The organism is Aeromonas sp. ASNIH4 (assembly GCF_002934425.1).
GTDB classification, from domain to species: Bacteria; Pseudomonadota; Gammaproteobacteria; order Enterobacterales; family Aeromonadaceae; genus Aeromonas; species Aeromonas hydrophila.
In genome coordinates this window covers 1,744,547-1,761,743 of the sequence record NZ_CP026217.1, presented here as the reverse complement: position 1 = coordinate 1,761,743, position 17,197 = coordinate 1,744,547, and the positions used below count along the sequence as shown (strand labels likewise).

Annotated in this window: 14 protein-coding genes and 3 tRNA genes; 13 read left to right on the top strand and 4 right to left on the bottom strand. The window is 63.3% G+C overall.

Going from position 1 to position 17,197, the window contains the following annotated elements; all coding sequences use genetic code 11:
- Window positions 1–242 precede the first annotated feature (242 nt).
- Window positions 243–1,355 carry an alanine racemase gene (gene alr / locus C2U40_RS08185; RefSeq protein ID WP_181014773.1) on the top strand — a complete coding sequence of 371 codons (1,113 nt, stop codon included), beginning with the start codon at window positions 243–245 and terminating at the stop codon, window positions 1,353–1,355.
- Between the two features lie 146 nt (window positions 1,356–1,501).
- Here alr and C2U40_RS08180 read toward each other — a convergent pair whose 3' ends face one another.
- A complete protein-coding gene (locus C2U40_RS08180; protein WP_103827548.1) occupies window positions 1,502–2,197 on the bottom strand; it encodes a B3/B4 domain-containing protein in 696 nt (231 codons plus the stop codon).
- Window positions 2,198–2,240: 43 nt separating this feature from the next.
- Between C2U40_RS08180 and C2U40_RS08175 the strand changes: the two genes are divergently transcribed.
- Window positions 2,241–2,843 carry a helix-turn-helix domain-containing protein gene (locus C2U40_RS08175; protein ID WP_103827547.1) on the top strand — a complete coding sequence of 201 codons (603 nt, stop codon included), beginning with the start codon at window positions 2,241–2,243 and terminating at the stop codon, window positions 2,841–2,843.
- Between the two features lie 331 nt (window positions 2,844–3,174).
- Here C2U40_RS08175 and C2U40_RS08170 read toward each other — a convergent pair.
- Both C2U40_RS08170 and dauA read right to left on the bottom strand, forming a co-directional pair.
- Window positions 3,175–3,262: transfer RNA gene (locus C2U40_RS08170), tRNA-Ser, on the bottom strand.
- Between the two features lie 183 nt (window positions 3,263–3,445).
- Window positions 3,446–5,242 carry a C4-dicarboxylic acid transporter DauA gene (gene dauA, locus C2U40_RS08160; RefSeq protein ID WP_175610140.1) on the bottom strand — a complete coding sequence of 599 codons (1,797 nt, stop codon included), beginning with the start codon at window positions 5,240–5,242 and terminating at the stop codon, window positions 3,446–3,448.
- Window positions 5,243–5,736: 494 nt separating this feature from the next.
- Between dauA and C2U40_RS08155 the strand changes: the two genes are divergently transcribed.
- From C2U40_RS08155 to C2U40_RS08110, 10 genes are all read left to right on the top strand, one after another.
- Window positions 5,737–5,812: transfer RNA gene (locus tag C2U40_RS08155), tRNA-Asn, on the top strand.
- Between the two features lie 2 nt (window positions 5,813–5,814).
- Window positions 5,815–5,890, top strand: a tRNA-Asn gene (locus C2U40_RS08150).
- Window positions 5,891–6,033: 143 nt separating this feature from the next.
- On the top strand, window positions 6,034–6,519 hold the full coding sequence (locus C2U40_RS08145) for a YqhA family protein (RefSeq protein WP_011706364.1): 486 nt from the start codon (window positions 6,034–6,036) through the stop codon (window positions 6,517–6,519).
- Between the two features lie 117 nt (window positions 6,520–6,636).
- Entirely contained in the window at window positions 6,637–7,086 is a 450-nt protein-coding gene (locus C2U40_RS08140; RefSeq protein ID WP_011706365.1) for a hypothetical protein, read from the top strand.
- A gap of 4 nt (window positions 7,087–7,090) precedes the next feature.
- A complete protein-coding gene (locus tag C2U40_RS08135; protein WP_181014772.1) occupies window positions 7,091–10,075 on the top strand; it encodes a YncE family protein in 2,985 nt (994 codons plus the stop codon).
- On the top strand, window positions 10,075–10,893 hold the full coding sequence (locus tag C2U40_RS08130; RefSeq protein WP_103827545.1) for an FTR1 family iron permease: 819 nt from the start codon (window positions 10,075–10,077) through the stop codon (window positions 10,891–10,893). The genes C2U40_RS08135 and C2U40_RS08130 overlap by 1 nt, the downstream gene beginning before the upstream one ends.
- Window positions 10,894–10,989: 96 nt before the next feature.
- A complete protein-coding gene (locus C2U40_RS08125) occupies window positions 10,990–12,414 on the top strand; it encodes an FAD-dependent oxidoreductase (protein WP_181014771.1) in 1,425 nt (474 codons plus the stop codon).
- A 131-nt stretch (window positions 12,415–12,545) separates the two neighbouring features.
- Window positions 12,546–13,106, top strand: a complete 561-nt coding sequence (locus tag C2U40_RS08120; RefSeq protein ID WP_103827543.1) for a hypothetical protein — start codon at window positions 12,546–12,548, stop codon at window positions 13,104–13,106.
- A 106-nt stretch (window positions 13,107–13,212) separates the two neighbouring features.
- Entirely contained in the window at window positions 13,213–14,496 is a 1,284-nt protein-coding gene (locus tag C2U40_RS08115) for a hypothetical protein (protein WP_103827542.1), read from the top strand.
- A 51-nt stretch (window positions 14,497–14,547) separates the two neighbouring features.
- Window positions 14,548–15,735, top strand: coding sequence for a Bcr/CflA family multidrug efflux MFS transporter (locus tag C2U40_RS08110; RefSeq protein ID WP_016351032.1), 1,188 nt, complete (start codon window positions 14,548–14,550; stop codon window positions 15,733–15,735).
- Window positions 15,736–15,843: 108 nt separating this feature from the next.
- Here C2U40_RS08110 and C2U40_RS08105 read toward each other — a convergent pair whose 3' ends face one another.
- Window positions 15,844–16,311, bottom strand: coding sequence for a DUF4357 domain-containing protein (locus C2U40_RS08105; protein WP_016351033.1), 468 nt, complete (start codon window positions 16,309–16,311; stop codon window positions 15,844–15,846).
- A 197-nt stretch (window positions 16,312–16,508) separates the two neighbouring features.
- On the opposite strand from C2U40_RS08105, the gene C2U40_RS08100 reads away from it, so the two are divergent.
- Window positions 16,509–17,189 carry an ABC transporter ATP-binding protein gene (locus C2U40_RS08100; protein WP_103827541.1) on the top strand — a complete coding sequence of 227 codons (681 nt, stop codon included), beginning with the start codon at window positions 16,509–16,511 and terminating at the stop codon, window positions 17,187–17,189.
- The last annotated feature ends 8 nt before the right edge of the window (window positions 17,190–17,197 follow it).

Below are 17,197 nucleotides of genomic sequence, written 5' to 3'. Positions count from 1 at the left end.
GCCAGAGAAAGCGTTGGCAGGCAAATTTATACAGAGGAATATCCCGTATTTTGCGCATTTTCATATTCCCATTCGCCACATAATTTACCAACCAAAAAACAACTGATAACATCTTTTTACATTTTAAAGCATATAAAACAACATGATTCAGTGACCCCCCGTTTGCTCGTCGTGGCAGCCAGGATCACCGGATCAGGATTGAAACCAGCAGCCAACTTCTCATCGAGCAGACACCCGACCCCATGATGAACACAGTTACGGCCAGCATCGATATCGATGCACTCCAGCACAATTTCGCCGTGGTGCGCCGCCATGCCCCCCACAGCAAGATCATCGCGGTACTCAAGGCCAATGCCTATGGCCACGGGCTGCTGCCGGTGGCCCATGCACTCGCCCAGGCCGATGCCTATGCGGTGGCCAGGGTCGAGGAGGCGCTGGTGCTGCGCGCCAACGCCATCACCAAGCCCATTCTGGTGCTGGGAGGCTTCTTCAGTGCCGAAGCACTGCCGCTGCTGGTGAAACACGAACTGCAAACCACCTTGCATACCTGGGAGCAGCTGGCACTGCTCGAGCAGGCCAGTCTGCCCGCCCCCATCAAGGTGTGGCTCAAGCTCGATACCGGGATGAACCGACTCGGGCTGCGCGCCGAGGAGCTGCCCGCCTTCATCGAGCGGCTGAGCCATTGTCGCAACGTGGTGCAGCCGTTCCATCTGATGACGCACTTCAGCCAGTCCGATGAGCAGGATACCCAGGCCACTCAGTTGCAGATCGAGGAGTTCAACCGCCTCTCTGCTCATCTGCCGGGCGAGCGGGCCATGGCCAACTCCGCCGGCATCCTCGCCTGGCCGGCATCGCGCAGCGACTGGATCCGGCCTGGCCTCATGCTCTACGGCGCCTCCCCGTTTGCCGGTCAGCTCGCCACCGACCATGACCTGCGCCCGGTCATGACCCTCAAGAGCCAGCTCATTGCCACCCGCGCCTGCGCGCAGGGCGAGGCGGTCGGCTATGGGGGACACTGGGTGGCGGATCGCAATACCACCCTCGGCGTGGTGGCGGCGGGCTACGGGGATGGTTACCCGCGCATGGCGCCCCAAGGGACCCCCATGCTGATCAATGGCCGCCGGGTACCCATCGTGGGTCGGGTTTCCATGGACATGATCACCGTCGATCTGGGGCCGGCGGCCCGCGACAAGGTAGGAGACGAAGTAACGCTGTGGGGGGAAGGGCTGCCGGTGGAACAGGTGGCCGAAAAGATAGGCACCATCCCCTACGAGCTGCTGACCCGCCTGACCAGCCGGGTCCATCTCAGGCACTGTGACAAGCGCGACCAGATGCCGATGTTGAAGCTGGCCTGAGCAAGCGGGTACGGGCCTGCAATGTGGGCCCTGTTATGCCGTCATCAGGCAATAAGTTGGCCGCTCCTCATGGCGGGAGCAGCAATACCACGGCGGGGGCGCCCTTCCTCCCAGCGTTGGGATGAAGGGCTCCCCTGCTGCCCGGTTCAAGGAAGATCGAAGCCGACCAGGCTCTGCTCGATGCGGGCGTCAGGCATCATGCGCCGCAGCCCGTCCACCAGCCTGGCAGCGGCCTCCTGCAACGCCGCCAGCGGCATCTCGGGCAGGCTCTCCAGAATGAACCACATCTGTCTGGCATCGCTATCCAGGCGCGTTCTCACCCCCTGACGCCAGTTCCAGCGCCGGCAGGTAACACCCTGATCGTCGCGCCAGATCACCTCGCCCGCCTCCGGGCACTCCTGCGCCGGCGCTCCCTCTTTCATGGTGTCAAAGGCTTCGCTGCCATCGGCAATGACCAGACGGGGCGTCCCGACATAGGCGGCCAGGTTTTCCCCGCCGACCGGAAGGGCGTAGGCGAGGCTGATGGCGTTGTAGAGATCCACCACGGGATCGATGCTCGGCAGGGCGCCATCACGCAGCACCCGCTTGCGCAGGGCATCCGCCGAACAGGGTGTACGCTGGGGCTTGGCGCCAAACCCCTTGAATACCTCGGCCCAGGCGGCCAGATGCGCCTCGGTCCAGGGTGCGGGGTCGTGCAGAACCCGCAGGCAGGCCTGCGCCAGCGCCTCCGCGGCGATGGCAGGATTGACGATATCGTCGGTCTGCAGGGTAATGCTGATAGCCCGAAATCCCGGGGCCAGCGTCGCCAGCGCGGGATCGATTGACGGTTGTACCGATCTCATGGAACATCCTTATATCGACTATTTTATTTCATGATAATGACCGATGACCAAGAGAGTCAATATAACGACCGATGCCGGCGCCGATGTGGGGCATGTCACTGCCGCCGTCTCCCGCCGGCTCAAGGAGTACAGACAACAGGGCCGACTGTCGCTCGATGAGCTGTCGCGCCGGGCCGGGGTGAGCAAGGGGATGCTGGTCGAAATCGAAAAGGGGGCGGCCAACCCCAGCATCGCCATCCTGTGCAAGCTGGCCGCCGCGCTCGGGGTATCGGTTGCCGATATCGTCGACGTAGCCAGCACCCCGACGGTGCACCTGATCGAGCCGCAAGCCATCCCGACCCTGTGGCAGGGCCCGCTCGGCGGCTCGGCCCGCCTGCTGGCCGGTACCCGGGGACCGGACATGATCGAGCTGTGGCATTGGCAACTGTACCCCGGCGAGCAGTTTGACTCTGACGGCCACCCGCCCGGCACGGTGGAGCTGTTTCACGTCGAGCAGGGCACCCTGCAACTGCAGCTGGGAGCGAGCGAGCTTGCCGTCACTCAGGGCTGCTCTGCGGTGGCCCGCACCGACCGGCCCCATGCCTATCGCAACGCAGGCGACAGCGTGCTGCGCTTTACCATGACGGTGATGGAGCCACACGGCTGAGGCTGGTCGCTGCGAGGTGACAAGCCGTATCCTGGTAAACACGCCTCCTGATAAACAAAAAGGCCCCGTCTTGCGACGGGGCCTTTGCCAATTGGTGGCGAGCACGGACATTGCTGCGCCCAAAACAAAAAACCGACCATCAGGTCGGTTCTTCAATATGGGCGATGGGTCGGGATTGACTCGCGCCATCCCTGGCGCTCGCCCTGCGGGCGAGCCTCTGGCCGTCCAGATGGGCTATCCTGCCCACCTGTCGAACCAGGGCTCGAACCGAGCCGCCCGTCACCGGATAAAGTAAAAGGGCCTGTCGAAAGACAGGCCCTTTTACTTTATTTGGCGGTGAGGGAGGGATTCGAACCCTCGATACGTTGCCGTATACACACTTTCCAGGCGTGCTCCTTCAGCCACTCGGACACCTCACCAAATTTTGGTCTGCTGTTTAACGTGCTCAGCCAGCACGATGTTCGCTGCGCTGTTGCGCTGGAACGGGGCGTAATGTACGGGATACGACGGCATGCGGTCAATGCAATTTTTCACTTTTTGCGTTCGTTTGCTCATTATCCGAACCAAGTGACTAAAAACATGCCATTTCGTATCCCTTTCCATCAATTTCCAGTCGCTTCGTGCAAGTGCTCGCCTTTGAGCGCCTCTTCCAGCGAGCCGTAAAACTCCAGCTGACCGGGCACCGGGCGCACCTTGGCGCGCGCCAGGGTCTTGAGCGGCTGGAACTGCAACTCGGCGACCCGCAGTTGCACTCCCGCCTTGGCCATCTGCTTTTCAAACTGCAGGAAGGCGGAGAGCCCGCCCGCGTCCAGGATGGAGACCGCCTCCATCTGCAACACCAGCAGCTTGTGGCCCTTGACCTGGGCTACCAGCTCGCCGAACACCCGCTCGGCAGCGGCAAAGAACAGCGGGCCGTTGATCTTGTAGAGCAGCGCCTGCTCCGGCACCTCATGGGCATAGCGCTTGTGATCCGCCAGATCGTGCAGCTTGGTCATCTTGGCAATCTCGCGCATGAACAGCAGGGAGGCGAGGATCACCCCGAAGGTGATGGCGATGACCATGTCGAAGATGACGGTCAGCGACAGACAGACCAGCAGCACCAGCACGTCGGATTTTGGTGCACGCCGGATCAGCTCCACCACCTTGTGCGCCTCGCTCATGTTCCAGGCGACGATGAGCAGCAGGGCCGCCATGGCCGAGAGCGGCAGCCAGGAGAGCCAGGGCGCCAGCACCAGGATGGCCGCCAGCACCACCAGCGCATGCACGATGCCGGAGATGGGAGAAGTAGCCCCGGCCCGCACGTTGGCGGCGGAGCGGGCAATGGCGGCGGTGGCGGTGATGCCGCCGAAGAAGGGGGCGACTATGTTGCCAAGCCCCTGCCCCACCAGCTCGGCGTTGGAGCTGTGCTTGCGACCTGTCATGCCGTCCAGCACCACGGCGCAGAGCAAGGATTCGATGGCCCCCAGCATCGCCATGGAGAAGGCGGCGGGCAACAGGCGCTCGATGGCAGCCAGGTTCCACTCCACCGGCGAGCCATCCGGCCCCGGCAGGGCCCAGGGCATCACCAGAGTCGGCGCGATGGGCGGGATCCCCATGCCCTGACTGCCGTCGGCCAGGGTATAGCTGAACTTGCTGCCGATGGTGGCGACGTCCACCCCGAACTGATGCAGGCCAAAGCCAAGGCCCACCCCCACCAGCACGGCGGGCAGGTGGCCGGGCACCGGCAGCCGCAGGCGCGGCCAGAGCAACAGCACCGCCAGGGTCGCAATCCCGACCAGGGTATCCCCCCACTGCCAGCTGGGCAGGGCATGAGCCAGCGCCTCGACCTTGCCGATGTAGGTTTCCGGCATCTCGGGCACGTGCAGACCGAAGAAGTCCTTGATCTGCAGGGTTGCGATCACGATGGCGATACCACCGGTGAAGCCCAGGGTCACCGAAGGCGGAATGTACTCGATGAGACGTCCGAGCCGGGCCACCCCCATGGCCACCAGAAAGAAGCCCGAGATCAGGGTCGCCATCAACAGGCCGCCCACACCGAACTGCTGGGCCACCGGATAGAGGATCACCACGAAGGCGGCGGTCGGCCCCGAAATGGAGAAGCGGGAGCCACCGGTCACGGCGATGACGATACCGGCGATGATGGCGGTATAAAGACCGTGCTGCGGCGGCACGCCACTGGCGATGGCCAGCGCCATGGCCAGCGGAATGGCGATGATGCCGACCGTGATGCCGGCGATCAGGTCGCGGCCGAAGCGGGGAACGCTGTAGGGTTCGTCAATACAGGATTGGCGTAAAGCAATGGCCAGCTTCACGCTTTGCAAAGGTGCTTGGTTGTGCATGTATTCGTAATACCAGAAGAGGGAGATAAAGGCCGGATTGAACCGGCGCCCGATCATCATCAAGGGCCGGCAGAGCTGTCGACACGGCGATGGTATCCTGGCCAACCATACCCCAGCCGATGAAATATTTCGATGGGCGGGATCAATGAATGACCGTTACCACGCAGAATTACCGTTTATTGTCAGCATATCGGCCACTTTTCTCACCATTACGCAGCACTCTCACTTCGCCTGCTAACCAATTTATTCCGCCCTTATGCATGCCCTGTCTCTCCCCTCTGTTGTATCTGCCATTGCTCGGCCCTAAGACAGCTGCCTATCCCGCACCATGCCATCCCGGGCATCGACATATCCTCATCCATCCCCTCTTCATGCCACTGAGCCGTCTCACTCAGCCCAAGGGGCCAACGCCAAGCTGCTGATTGTGCTGAAAATAGTCCGCAACGGCCAAGTTTTGGGCAAACGGGCCAAAATACCCTTTTTGCAGCGGATCGCGGGTTGACACCCGGCGGATGGGCCATTAATATCCGCACCGTCTCGACGAGACAGGCAATTCCTCCTTAGTTCAGTCGGTAGAACGGCGGACTGTTAATCCGTATGTCACTGGTTCAAGTCCAGTAGGAGGAGCCAATTCCCTCGTAGTTCAGTCGGTAGAACGGCGGACTGTTAATCCGTATGTCACAGGTTCAAGTCCTGTCGAGGGAGCCAAATTATAAAGCCCAGCCTTATGGCTGGGCTTTTTTCGTTTCCGCTTGCTCTGCCGCCATCAGCCCTCTGTGCGCAAACAGGGATGCCCTCGATGGCGGATCCGCGCCATAATCAGCGCAACCTCACCCTCTTCAGGAGTTTTCATGCGCCGTTTCAACTTCATGCTCAATGGCAGCCGGTTGATGATGTTCCCCTTCTATGTCTGCATTCTGGTCTGCGTGGCCCTGCTGATGGTGAAATTCGCCATGCTGCTTTATGCCCTGTGCATCGACATCGTGGGCATTCACTACATGGATCTCATCACCGGCGTGCTCACCCTGGTGGACTTCGTGCTGGTGGCCCAGATGCTGATACTGGTCTCCATCTGCGGCTATGTGCAGTTCATCCAGACCCAGGAGCAGCGCGAGGCGCTCGGCAACAACTGGCTCAGCAAGATCAACTTCGCCTCCCTCAAGCTCATCGTCATCAACTCCCTGGTCACCATTGCCGGGATTGAAGTGCTCAAGGCCTTCCTGGATGACGGGGTCGGCAACGAGGTGGAGATGAAGTGGTCGGTGATCGTGTTTCTCGCCTTCTCCACCGCGGCACTCATCTACGCGGTGACCGAGCGGCTGGCGGACCACAAATAGCGCCGGTTTTCATTCAGCCTTTATTCATCAAGAGCGGAATTGATAACTCTTTTCATTACCTTTCCTGCATTGTAAACTTGCTCCCCCGGGCTGCACTGCCCGGGCGTTGGAGCACCTATGACAAGCCTTTCCCTCTCACCACGACACTGCTGGCAGTGGCTGGCCTATCACCATCAGGCCGCCGAGGGCTCCCTCTATCTGATGTTCTTCTCCGGCCTGCTGCTGTGGGAACCGCTGACCCCGCTCTGGTCGCTGGCGCGCTGGAACCTGTTTCTGCACGTCGCCCTCTCGCTCACCCTGTTCCCCTTGCTGTTCGGCGCCTTCTGGCTCTCTCATCGCAGCCTGCTGCGCAAAAGCCGCAAGCCTTTCTTGCGCACCACCGGCCGCATCATCGAAGCCTTGCTGCTGGTCTGTCTGGCCAGCGGGCTGCTGCTGGTACTGCACGGCACCCCGGGCGATGGCATGGGCAACCTTGCCAGCTGGGCCCACTGGCTGAGCGCGCTCGCGTTGACTCCCCTGGTGCTGCGCCACGCCTGGCGCTGGACCATCTTGAAATGGCGCACCTGATCTTATGTTGAAGTTGTTGTTATCCCTGATGTTGGCCACCCTGCTGCTGGGGACCGCCTCGGCCCAGGAGATGGGCACCGCCATGATTGCCTATGACGAGGGGAACGCCCCGCGCCTTGTTACCGCCAACCAGAGCGCCGGCTCGGTCACCCTGCTTGAGCGCAATAGCGGCAAGCGACTCAAAGAGATGCAGTTGGGGGGCGATCTGCGCCAGTTGGCCCGCGCAGACGATGGCACCCTGCTGGTGAGCGATTATCGCGGCGATCGCCTGCTGCTGCTGGATGATGATCTCACCCTGGACAAGGCGATCCCCACCGGCCATCGCCCTTACGGGGTCATCTTCGATCCCAAGCGGAAATGGTTCTGGGTCACGTTGTTCGAATCAGCTCGCCTGCAGGCCTATGACAGCGCGGGCAAGCTGCAGCTGGATGTGGCCACTGCCGAAACCCCGCGCGGGCTGGCTTTGACCGACGACGATCGCCTGCTGCTCACCCACGCCATGACCGGCCAGCTTGCCATCTATGATCTCGCCAAACTGGGCAGCGGTGCCAAGGGTGCCTCCCTGCTCGACACCACCCTGCCCAAGCCCAAGCTCATCACCCTGGCCGAGACCCACAGCGACACCCCAAGCGACTCGCAGGGCCTGCCGCGCCTGCTGGATGGCATCACCCTCTCCCCCGATGGCAGCGAAGCCTGGCTGCCCCACGTGCTGTGGAGCTTCGACCACCCCTTCCAGTTTCAGAGCACCGTCTTCCCGGCCGTCTCCATCATCGATCTCGATGAAGAGAAAGAGCGGGTGGACGAGCGCAAGCAGCTCTTTTTACAGATCAACCTGCCCAGCGTCGGCAACCGCAGCCAGATCGTCTCCAATCCGTTTGCGGCGCGCTTCGCCGCCGACGGCAAGCGGGTTTATCTGACCCTGGCGGGCTCGGAGGATCTGCTGGTGTTCGACCTGTCGCGCAGCGGCAAGCAGAACAGCAACCGCCACCGCCGCAAGAAGTTCCAGGGGGGCGCCAAGGCGACCCAGCTCCTTCGCCACCTGCCGGGCCAGAATCCGCGCGACTTGTTTGTCGACGGCGACCACATCCTGGTGCACAACGTCATGGGGCAGGATCTCACCCGCCTCAACACCGGTGGCAGCGGCCCGTTTGCCCGGGTCACCGTGGATCTGCCCCACTTCGCCAAACTGGTAGAGACGGATCAGCGCCCTGAACCGCTTCAGCGCGGCGAGCGGTTGTTCAACCTGGGCAACACTGCCGCCAATAGCCGCTTCCCCATGGCGGGGGACAACTGGATGAGCTGCAACTCCTGCCATCTGGACGGTTTCAACTTCACCAACCGCTATCTGATGGCGGCCCACCGCCAGCAGAGCGGCGACAATGCCATCAACGGCCACGCCAACCTCGCCAACATGGTGGCGGGGGACTTTATCGGCGAATACCTGCGCATGACCCAGCAGACCCAGGGCGGCATGGGTCATGACACCCGCGATGGGGCCGAGCCGGTCGACCCCACCAAGCCCCAAGCAGAGGTGAAGGCGATGATGGAGGAGTTACACGCCTTCGTCACCGCCGATGGCAACCTCCCCTATCTTGCCAACTGGCTCAGGCTCGATGCCCCGCGCACGGATCCCGCCAAGGCGCCGACCACTCATCCCAAGGAGTGGCTCAACTCCGCCTCCTGCCAGAACTGCCACCAACAGGCGTTCCAGGATTGGAGCGAGAGCAACCACCGGCTGATGGGCAACTCCCACCCCTACTACAAGGTGGTGCAGGCGTTGGCTCGCGAAACCGAGGGCGAAGCCTTCGGCCAGTGGTGCCAGGGCTGCCACATGCCCCAGCAGGTGATGAACGGCCAGCAGGATCTGCCCAAGGGCTCCCACATGTTTGAGCGCGGTGGCGCCTCGCTCATTGCGGCACACCAGAAAGGCGAACCCGTGGTGGAAGAAGGCACCGGCTGCGTGCTCTGCCATCGCATCACCCGGCTCGAGGATGCCGGTGGCAACAGCGCCTTTACCGTGAATCTGAAAGACCGCGAGAGCTATGTGTTCGAGGATGCCCAGGGCGGCAGCCTCCAGCACTGGCTGGCCGAGCGTCAGATCAACGCCCGCCCCGCCATGCACAAGGCCTCTTACCAGAAGGATTTCTACCGCGACGCGGCCCTGTGCAAATCGTGCCACAACGAGTTTGCCCCCGGCACCGGCGCCAACATCGTCAACACCTGGGACGAGTGGGAGAACTCCAGCTTCGCCAAGGCGGACGATCCCGCCAAGCGGCGCACCTGCATCGACTGCCACATGAATCCGGAGCCGGGCAACGGCGGCGCGCCGGTGGCGGGCCAGTCCACCGAAAACGGCACAGTGAAAGAACGGCTCTATCGCCACAACTTTACCGGCGCCCAGCATCAGCTGGTGGGGCTGAGAAGTGCAACGCTCGAGCAGGAAAGCCTGGCGCTCTTGCGCTCCAGCGCCACCCTCTCGGCCCGCATTGAAAACCAGAGTGGCCAACCCGTGCTGGTAGTGAGAGTCGCCAATACCGGCGCCGGCCACGCCCTGCCCACCGGGGTCGCCGATTTCCGTGAACTCTGGTTGGAGCTGACCGTCACCGACGCCAGCGGCAAGCGGGTGCTTGCCAGCGGCCAGCCGGTGGATGGCGCCGTGCCCGACGATGCGCGGCTATTTAGAAAAGTGTTCGGCGATGCCGAGGGCAAGCCGATGGGGCTCAAGTTCTGGCGCTACGCCAAGCTCTTGGAAGATACCCGCATTCCGGCCGATGGCTGGCGCGATGAAGCCTGGCCGCTGCCGGCGGATGCCAAGGGGCCCTTCAAGGCCGATATCAAACTCAATTTCCGCACCTATCCCAAGTGGGTCAATGATGCGGTGCGCGCCGCCGAGCCGAGCCTCCCGGAGCCACCCATAGTGCTACTCAATCGGCTGCAACTCACCTTGCCGCCTCTCCCCGTCACGCCCGCTACGGAGCCTCAAACCTGATGTTTGCAAGTTTTCTCATTACCCTGCGCGAGGGGCTGGAAGCCTTCCTGCTGGTCGGCATCTGCCTCTCCTACCTCGCCAAGCTGGGGGCAAGCCGCTACAACAAATTCGTCTATCTGGGGGTGGGGCTGGGTCTGTTTGCCTCTCTCGTCGTCGCCTTCCTGTTCCAGGTGGTGGTGAGCCAGTTCGAGAGCGAGCGCTACAACCATTTACTAATGGCGGGGATCCTGATTTTCGCCACCCTGGTGCTCACCTACATGGCGGTCTGGATGCAGAAGCAGGCCAAATCCCAGGTGGGGGCCATGACGGCGCGCATCGATGCCGCCATCGACGGCGGCAACCTGTTTGGTCTGGTGCTGCTCGCCTTCCTGGCGGTAATGCGCGAAGGCTTTGAAACCGTGCTGTTCTTCTCGGCCCTGGTCTACTCCGGACAAGGGGTGGATCTGCACGAGGGGCTGATGGGAGCGCTGGGCGGCCTGCTGCTGTCGGTGGTGCTGGTGTGGGGGCTGCTGCGCTCCACCCGCAAGGTGGCGCTGGCCCCCTTCTTCCGCTGGACCGGCCTGCTCATCATCATCATCGCCGCCGGGCTGCTGTCGTCCGCCGTCAACATGCTGCAGGCGGCCGGGCTCATCACCTTCTGGACGACGCCGGTCTTCAACATCAGTCACATTCTCGACGATCAGGGGGTATTTGGTACCTTCCTGCGCGCCCTGTTTGGCTACAATGCCTCACCAGCCGGCCTGCAGTTGCTGACCTGGGCCAGCTACCTGGTGATCTTCGTCACCGTCTGGCATCGCAACTATCGTCCCCAGCGCTGATCGCCCAGCGCGGCGCAGCAGCGGATGACAAGGCGGCTCAGCGGGGCCGCCTTTTCAACGTCTTCTCTTTTGGTCAGCTTTTCGGATAACAGAGTCATGAGCGACAACAACACACAACACATTGCGGTACTGGGTGCCGGCCCTGCCGGTCTGATGGCCGCCTGGCGCCTGCGCCAGGCCGGTTTTGCGGTCACCCTGTTCGAGCAGGAGAGCGTGGTGGGCGGCATGTGCGCCACCCAGACCTTCAAGGGGCGCGACGGCGAGTATCGCTTCGACTACGGCGGCCACCGCTTCATCACCAAGAACCCCGAGCTGCTCGCTTTTATCGACGAGCTGATGGGGGACGATCTGCTCCACGCGGAGCGCAAGAGCGTGATCCGCTTTGGCGGGCGCACCTATGACTACCCCTTGAACCTGCCCAACCTGCTCAAGACGGCGCCGCTCGCCCTGATGGCCGGTGCGGTAAAAGACTTGCTGCTGTTGCCCTTTGCCAAGAAGCCCACCGATTTTGCCAAGGCGAGCTTTGCCGAGTGGATCCAGAGCCACTTCGGTCGCACCCTCTATCGCCAGTTCTTCGAGGGCTACACCGGCAAGCTGTGGGGCATCAACCCGGACCAGCTCTCCGCCGACTGGGCCGGCCAGCGCATCAGCCTGATCGATCTCAAAGACGTGGCGCGCCGCCTGCTGCCAAGACGCAACGGCAGCATCTCGGTGCGCACCTATGCCCGCAAGTACCGCTACCCCAAGTACGGCTTCGGCCAGATCTTCACCACCCTGGGGGAGCGGCTGGTTGCCGAAGGGGTTGAGCTCAAAACCGGCGCCACCATCACCCGCCTCGAGCAGACCGATGGCCGCATCGAACGGGTCTATTGGTCACAAGATAATGTGGAGCAGAGCGAGCGCTTTGATCAGGTGATCTCCACCCTGCCGCTGCCGCTCACCTGCCAGCACCTGGGCTTGCCGTGCGATCTGCACTACCGGTCCCTACGCTTCGTCAATATGCCGCTCAAACAGGAGAACCTGTCGGACAACACCTGGCAGTACCTCTCCGACCCCCATATTCTGGCGACCCGCCTGCAGGAGCCGCGCCGGCGCAGCCCCTTTATGGCGCCAATGGGGCAAACATCCGTGATGCTGGAGATCCCCTGCAACCCGGGAGATGCCACCTGGCAGGCGCCGCTCTCTGATCTGCGCGGCCGGGTCACCGCCGATCTCGCCAGCCTCGGCGTCGATACCCAGAAGCTTGGCGATGAAACTTTTGAAGCACGTAGCGAGTACGCCTATCCGCTGATGGATCTCGGCTATCAGGCCCGCCGCAACGAAGCCATCAAGGCGCTGATGCCGATAGGCAACCTCATCATGACCGGCCGTCAGGGGACATTCCGCTACATCTTCACCGACACCGCCATGGAGATGGGGATGATGGCCGCCGACATGGTGATCGACGGGGTGGACAGACGCCACGCCATCTTCAATCATCGCAACGAAAACACCGTGATTGAAACCCAGAGCGTGGCCTGATGGCCCCTGAATGTGGTGAACGAGAGAGGTGCACAGACGCCGCAACACCTTCAACCATCGCAACGAAAACACCGTGATTGAAACCCAGAGCGTGGCCTGACCGCGCCATTGGCATAAGTAAGGAGAACTGGATGACCATCCGCCCGGGTTTACTTGCCCTCACCCTGCTGCTGGCCCTCTGCGGGCAGGCGCAGGCTTACTCCTACGCCGCCGCCGGCAAGGAGCCGCTGATCGACGCCCGCGAAGCGCTGCTGGGCGCCGCCACTGACGGCAAGGATGCCAGTGCCACCTTGAGCGAGATTGCCGAGGAGCTGACCTATCTGGAACAGCACCACAAGGTCGAGCTGCAAGCACCGCTCGCGGCCGCCATCAAGGCCAAAGACGCCGCAGCTACCGCCGCCCTGCTCAACCGGGCCTACAAGGCGGAGATCGAGCGCCGCCTCGAGGGGGCCAGCCAGAACCTTGGCGACTACCAGACCGCCAAGGTGCTGGTAGTCAAGAGCAAGCGCTTCTTGGATTTGATCCTCCCCTCCCTGAATGAAGGAGATCGCAAGGCCGCCGAACAGGCGCTGGCCAAGGTGCTGGATGCCATCGGCAACCCTGGGGTGTTCGGGGTGGGTGCCAAGCCTGCCGATGCCGCCGCCTTCGCCGACGCCGAAAAAGCGCTGATGGCCGTGCTGGCACCGCTTTGATGGCCTCTCATTGATGCCGATGGCCCCCCTCATCCCCAACCCTTCTCCCGCACGGGGAGAAGGGGGGCGTCACCACGGCCGATTACGCTTCGCCAATCGGCCCTACTTGCTAATCCTGCTGCAACTGGCTTGGTTTGGCTGGTTGCTGACCTTCCCGGTGGCGCTCGATTCCGACGATGCCCTCAATTTCGCCCACGGGGTGGTGCGCTTCAGCGTGCTGGAGTTCTCCCCCCACTTTCCGGGCTACCCCGCCTTTATCTGGCTGGCGCGGCTGATCAATCTGCTGCTGGACGATCCCGCCCGCGCGGTGCAGTGGGCCAGCCTCTTGGGTAGCAGTTTGCTGGCGCCGCTCGCCGCCTCCCTCGCGGTCAGATTGTGGCAGCGGCCCAGCCTGCTGGCGCCGGTCTGGCTGCTGGTGCTGGCCCTGCCGCTCACCCCGACGCTCGCTCTTTCCGGCCTCTCGGACGGGCCGGCGCTGGCCGCCTGGCTGGGCGCGATCCTGGCTTTGCAACAGCGCAAGATAGCGCTGGCGGGTCTGCTGCTGGGCCTTATGCTGGCGCTGCGCCCCTCCTACTTCGTGCTGGCCCTGCTGCCCCTTTGGCTCGGGATGGCGCAAAAGGGTCAGCGACTTAACTTTCTGCTCCCCATTGTTCTGGTGGGGCTAGCCTGCCTGCTGTTTGTCTGGCAGGCCGATGGCTGGGCCTATTTTGCCGAGGGGCGCCGCTTCACCGACGGTCACTTTACCCTGTGGGGCAACACGGCGGCGGCCCACGGCGATCGACTGCTCAGCTGGGCCCGTACCTTCAACGAGCAGCTGACCCCGCTCTGGCCCCTGTTGATGGGAACCTTGCTGATGCTGCCACTCTGGCAACGGTCAAAGGATCACAATGCAGCCCCCTCCGTGCTCTGGATCCTCTACTGGCTCGTCCTGCTGCTGTGGACCCTGTTTGGCCAGAACCCGGACAATCCCCGTCATCTGGCCCCCATCACCCTGCTCGGCCTGGTGCTGCTGGCAGGCTGGCTGCCGCGCCGGGGCGAGCTGCCAGCCATGCTGGGAGCCCTGTTGCTGCTGCTCTGCACCCTCACCCCTCCCACGGCGCCAGCCATGACCCGGGCCACCAGGTTGGCCGAGCAGGCGTGCCCGGCGCTGGTGACCCAGTGGGGGGTGAGGCTGCTGCGCGAAACCACGCCCCTGCCCGTCACCGACGGCTGGTATCAGGGGGATGCTCGCCTCGCTTTGGCACAAGGGGCCTGCCGGCTCAGCCGGCGTCCCCTCGGCCCGGAGGATCTGCCCGCCGGCGGCCAACGGGTCTGGTTTGCCCCCCGCTTTCACGCCGAGCCCGGCCTGTGGCTCGGCATACAGGATCACCCCCGTCACCAAAACTGGTAGACTGGATGTTTGTCACTCCCTGACTTCGCACTCATCAAGACTGGATAGCCTATGCCCCACGCCCCCCTCTCCCCCCGTTTCCTGTTCATCCTGCTCGGCGCGCTGGCGGGCCTGACCCCGCTCGCGGTCGACATGTACCTGCCCGCCATTCCGGCCATCGCCCGGGATCTGGCCACCAGCATCGACGGCGCCCAGCTCACCATCAGCGCCTTTCTGGGTGGCTTCGCCATCGGCCAGCTGTTCTACGGCCCGCTCGCCGACAGCTATGGCCGCAAGCCGGTGATCCTGGCGGGGCTGGTGATGTTTGCCATCGCCTCGGTGGGCTGCGCCATGGCGGACTCCCTGCCCGAGCTGCTGGCGTATCGGATGTTGCAGGCAGCTGGCGGGGCGGCCGGCTCTGTGGTGGTCAATGCGCTGCTGCGCGACCTGTTCGAGAAGGAGGCCTTCTCCCGCGCCATGTCGTTCGTCATTCTGGTGATGACGCTCGCCCCTCTTGTCGCGCCGGTGGTGGGCGGCTACATCAGCGCCCACAGCGACTGGCGGGTGATCTTCTGGCTGCTGGTGGGGATCAGCCTGCTCATCTGCCTGATGATGCAGTGGAAAATTCAGGAGACCCTGAAGCCCGAGCACAAGCAGCCCCTCAACCTCGGCCAGATCCTGAAGAACTACTGGGGCGTGCTCTCCCATCGCGGCGCCATGGGCTACGTGCTGTGCGGCTCGCTCTCAAGCTCCGGCATGTTCGCCTTCCTGAGCGCCTCCCCCTACGTCTACATCGAGTACTTCAAGGTACCGACCGAGCACTATGGCTGGCTGTTTGGCCTCAACATCCTGCTGATGATGGTGGTCACCTTCGTCAACAGCCGGCTGGTGAAGGGGGTGGGCGCCGAGCGGATGCTGCAATACGGTCTGCTGGTGCTGCCCTGTGCCGGCGCCCTGCTCATCTACAACGCCTGGAGCCAGACCGGCGGCCTGTGGGGCATCGTCATTCCGGTGGTGCTGTTCGTCGGCCACATCAGCCTGGTGGGGGCCAACGCCATGACCGGCCTGATGGGCCACTTCCCGCAGTCGGCAGGCACCGCCTCGGCGCTGGCGGGCACCTTGCGCTTTGGCATCGGCGCCGTGGTGGGGATCCTGGTCAACCTCAATCCCCCCGAATCGCCGTTGCCGATGGCCATCGCCATCGCCGGCTGCGGGTTCGGCTCGACCCTGAGCTACTGGCTGCTGACCGGCAAAAAATAAGCCCAACCACCAACAAGCAACAAGGCCGCCCACCTGCATCGCAGGGGCGGCCTTGTGTTATCTGCACCTTGTCAACCCATCCTCTGCCCCGAGGGGTGAGGGCTCAGCCTACTTCTTGCCAAACCCCGAGCGCTTGAGGGTGTAGCCGGCGCTGTTTTGCCAGGCGTCCAGCCCGCTGCGGTTGTTGCCCGCCACCAGGCTGGCGGCCAGGCTCGGGCTGTTGAACAGCTGATCGGCAGTAAAGACGAAGCCCCCTTCGCTGCGCGGGGCCAGGATCCCCTTGCCCAGCAGCTCCTGGCGCAGTTCGATCACCGCCTCGCGCAGGGAAGCCGCATCCTCGCCGTTGGCGGTGGAGCCCGCCAGCACCATGAAGCCGGGGTTCTGCCGCTTGCCCACCGGATAACCGTGGGCCTCGGCCCCCTTGCCGTTGAAGTGGTAAAGCTCGCGCTCGCCCGGCTTGTTGTCGGAGAGCGCCTTTTGCAGGGTCATCAGCTCGTTGTAAATCTCGATGGGGACCACGGCAGCCTGCTTGTTGCCCTTGCTGTCGATGATAAAACTGACTTGCTTGTGTAACATCCTTGCGCATCCTGTGACCCATGGAGGCCCCTATTCTAACCACCACAGGCGAGCGGGATCCAGCTAGGATCCTCACCTCTTTTGCAGCCTTGATCACTAACTGGCACTCTCGCGCAAAAGCAAAGCAGCGTGATCATTAGGCAGGGGAGCAACGTACATGGCATGATGAAAGCCATTGACCATCAACCGGTTATCCCATGCTGACCCTGCGCAATCTCGGCAAGAGCTTCGATAACGGCAGCGAACGGCTGCCGCTGTTTCACCACCTTGATCTGACCCTGGCGGCCGGCGAGATCACCCTGCTGCTGGGGCAGAGCGGCTGCGGCAAGTCGACTCTGCTGAACCTCATCGCCGGCCTCCTCCCCCCGGATGAGGGGGAGATCTGGCTGGGGGAGACCCGCCTTGACAACCAGTCGGCGGACGAGCGGGCCCGCCTGCGCGGCCGCCATTTTGGCATCGTCTATCAGGACTTCAACCTGCTGCCGACCCTGACCGTGGCCGAGAACCTCGCCCTGCCCCTGGCCATCAACCAGCTTGCCCGCGATGAGACACGCATTGACGGCCTGCTGGAGCGCCTCGATCTGGCCCACAAGCGCCATGCTTGGCCGGAGCAGCTCTCCGGCGGCCAGCGCCAGCGGGTGGCGCTGGCCCGCGCCCTCATTCACCAGCCCCAGTGGCTGCTCGCCGACGAGCCCACCGGCAGTCTCGATGAACACAACGCCGAGCAGGTGATGGCGCTGATGATGACGGCGGTGCGGGGCACCGGCGCAGGCCTCTTGCTGGTGAGCCACAACCCCGCCTATGGCGCCCTGGCGGATCGGGTGCTGCGCCTTGAAGGGGGCCATCTGGTCGAGCTCAAGGGGCGCCGCCATGACTGACGCCCGCC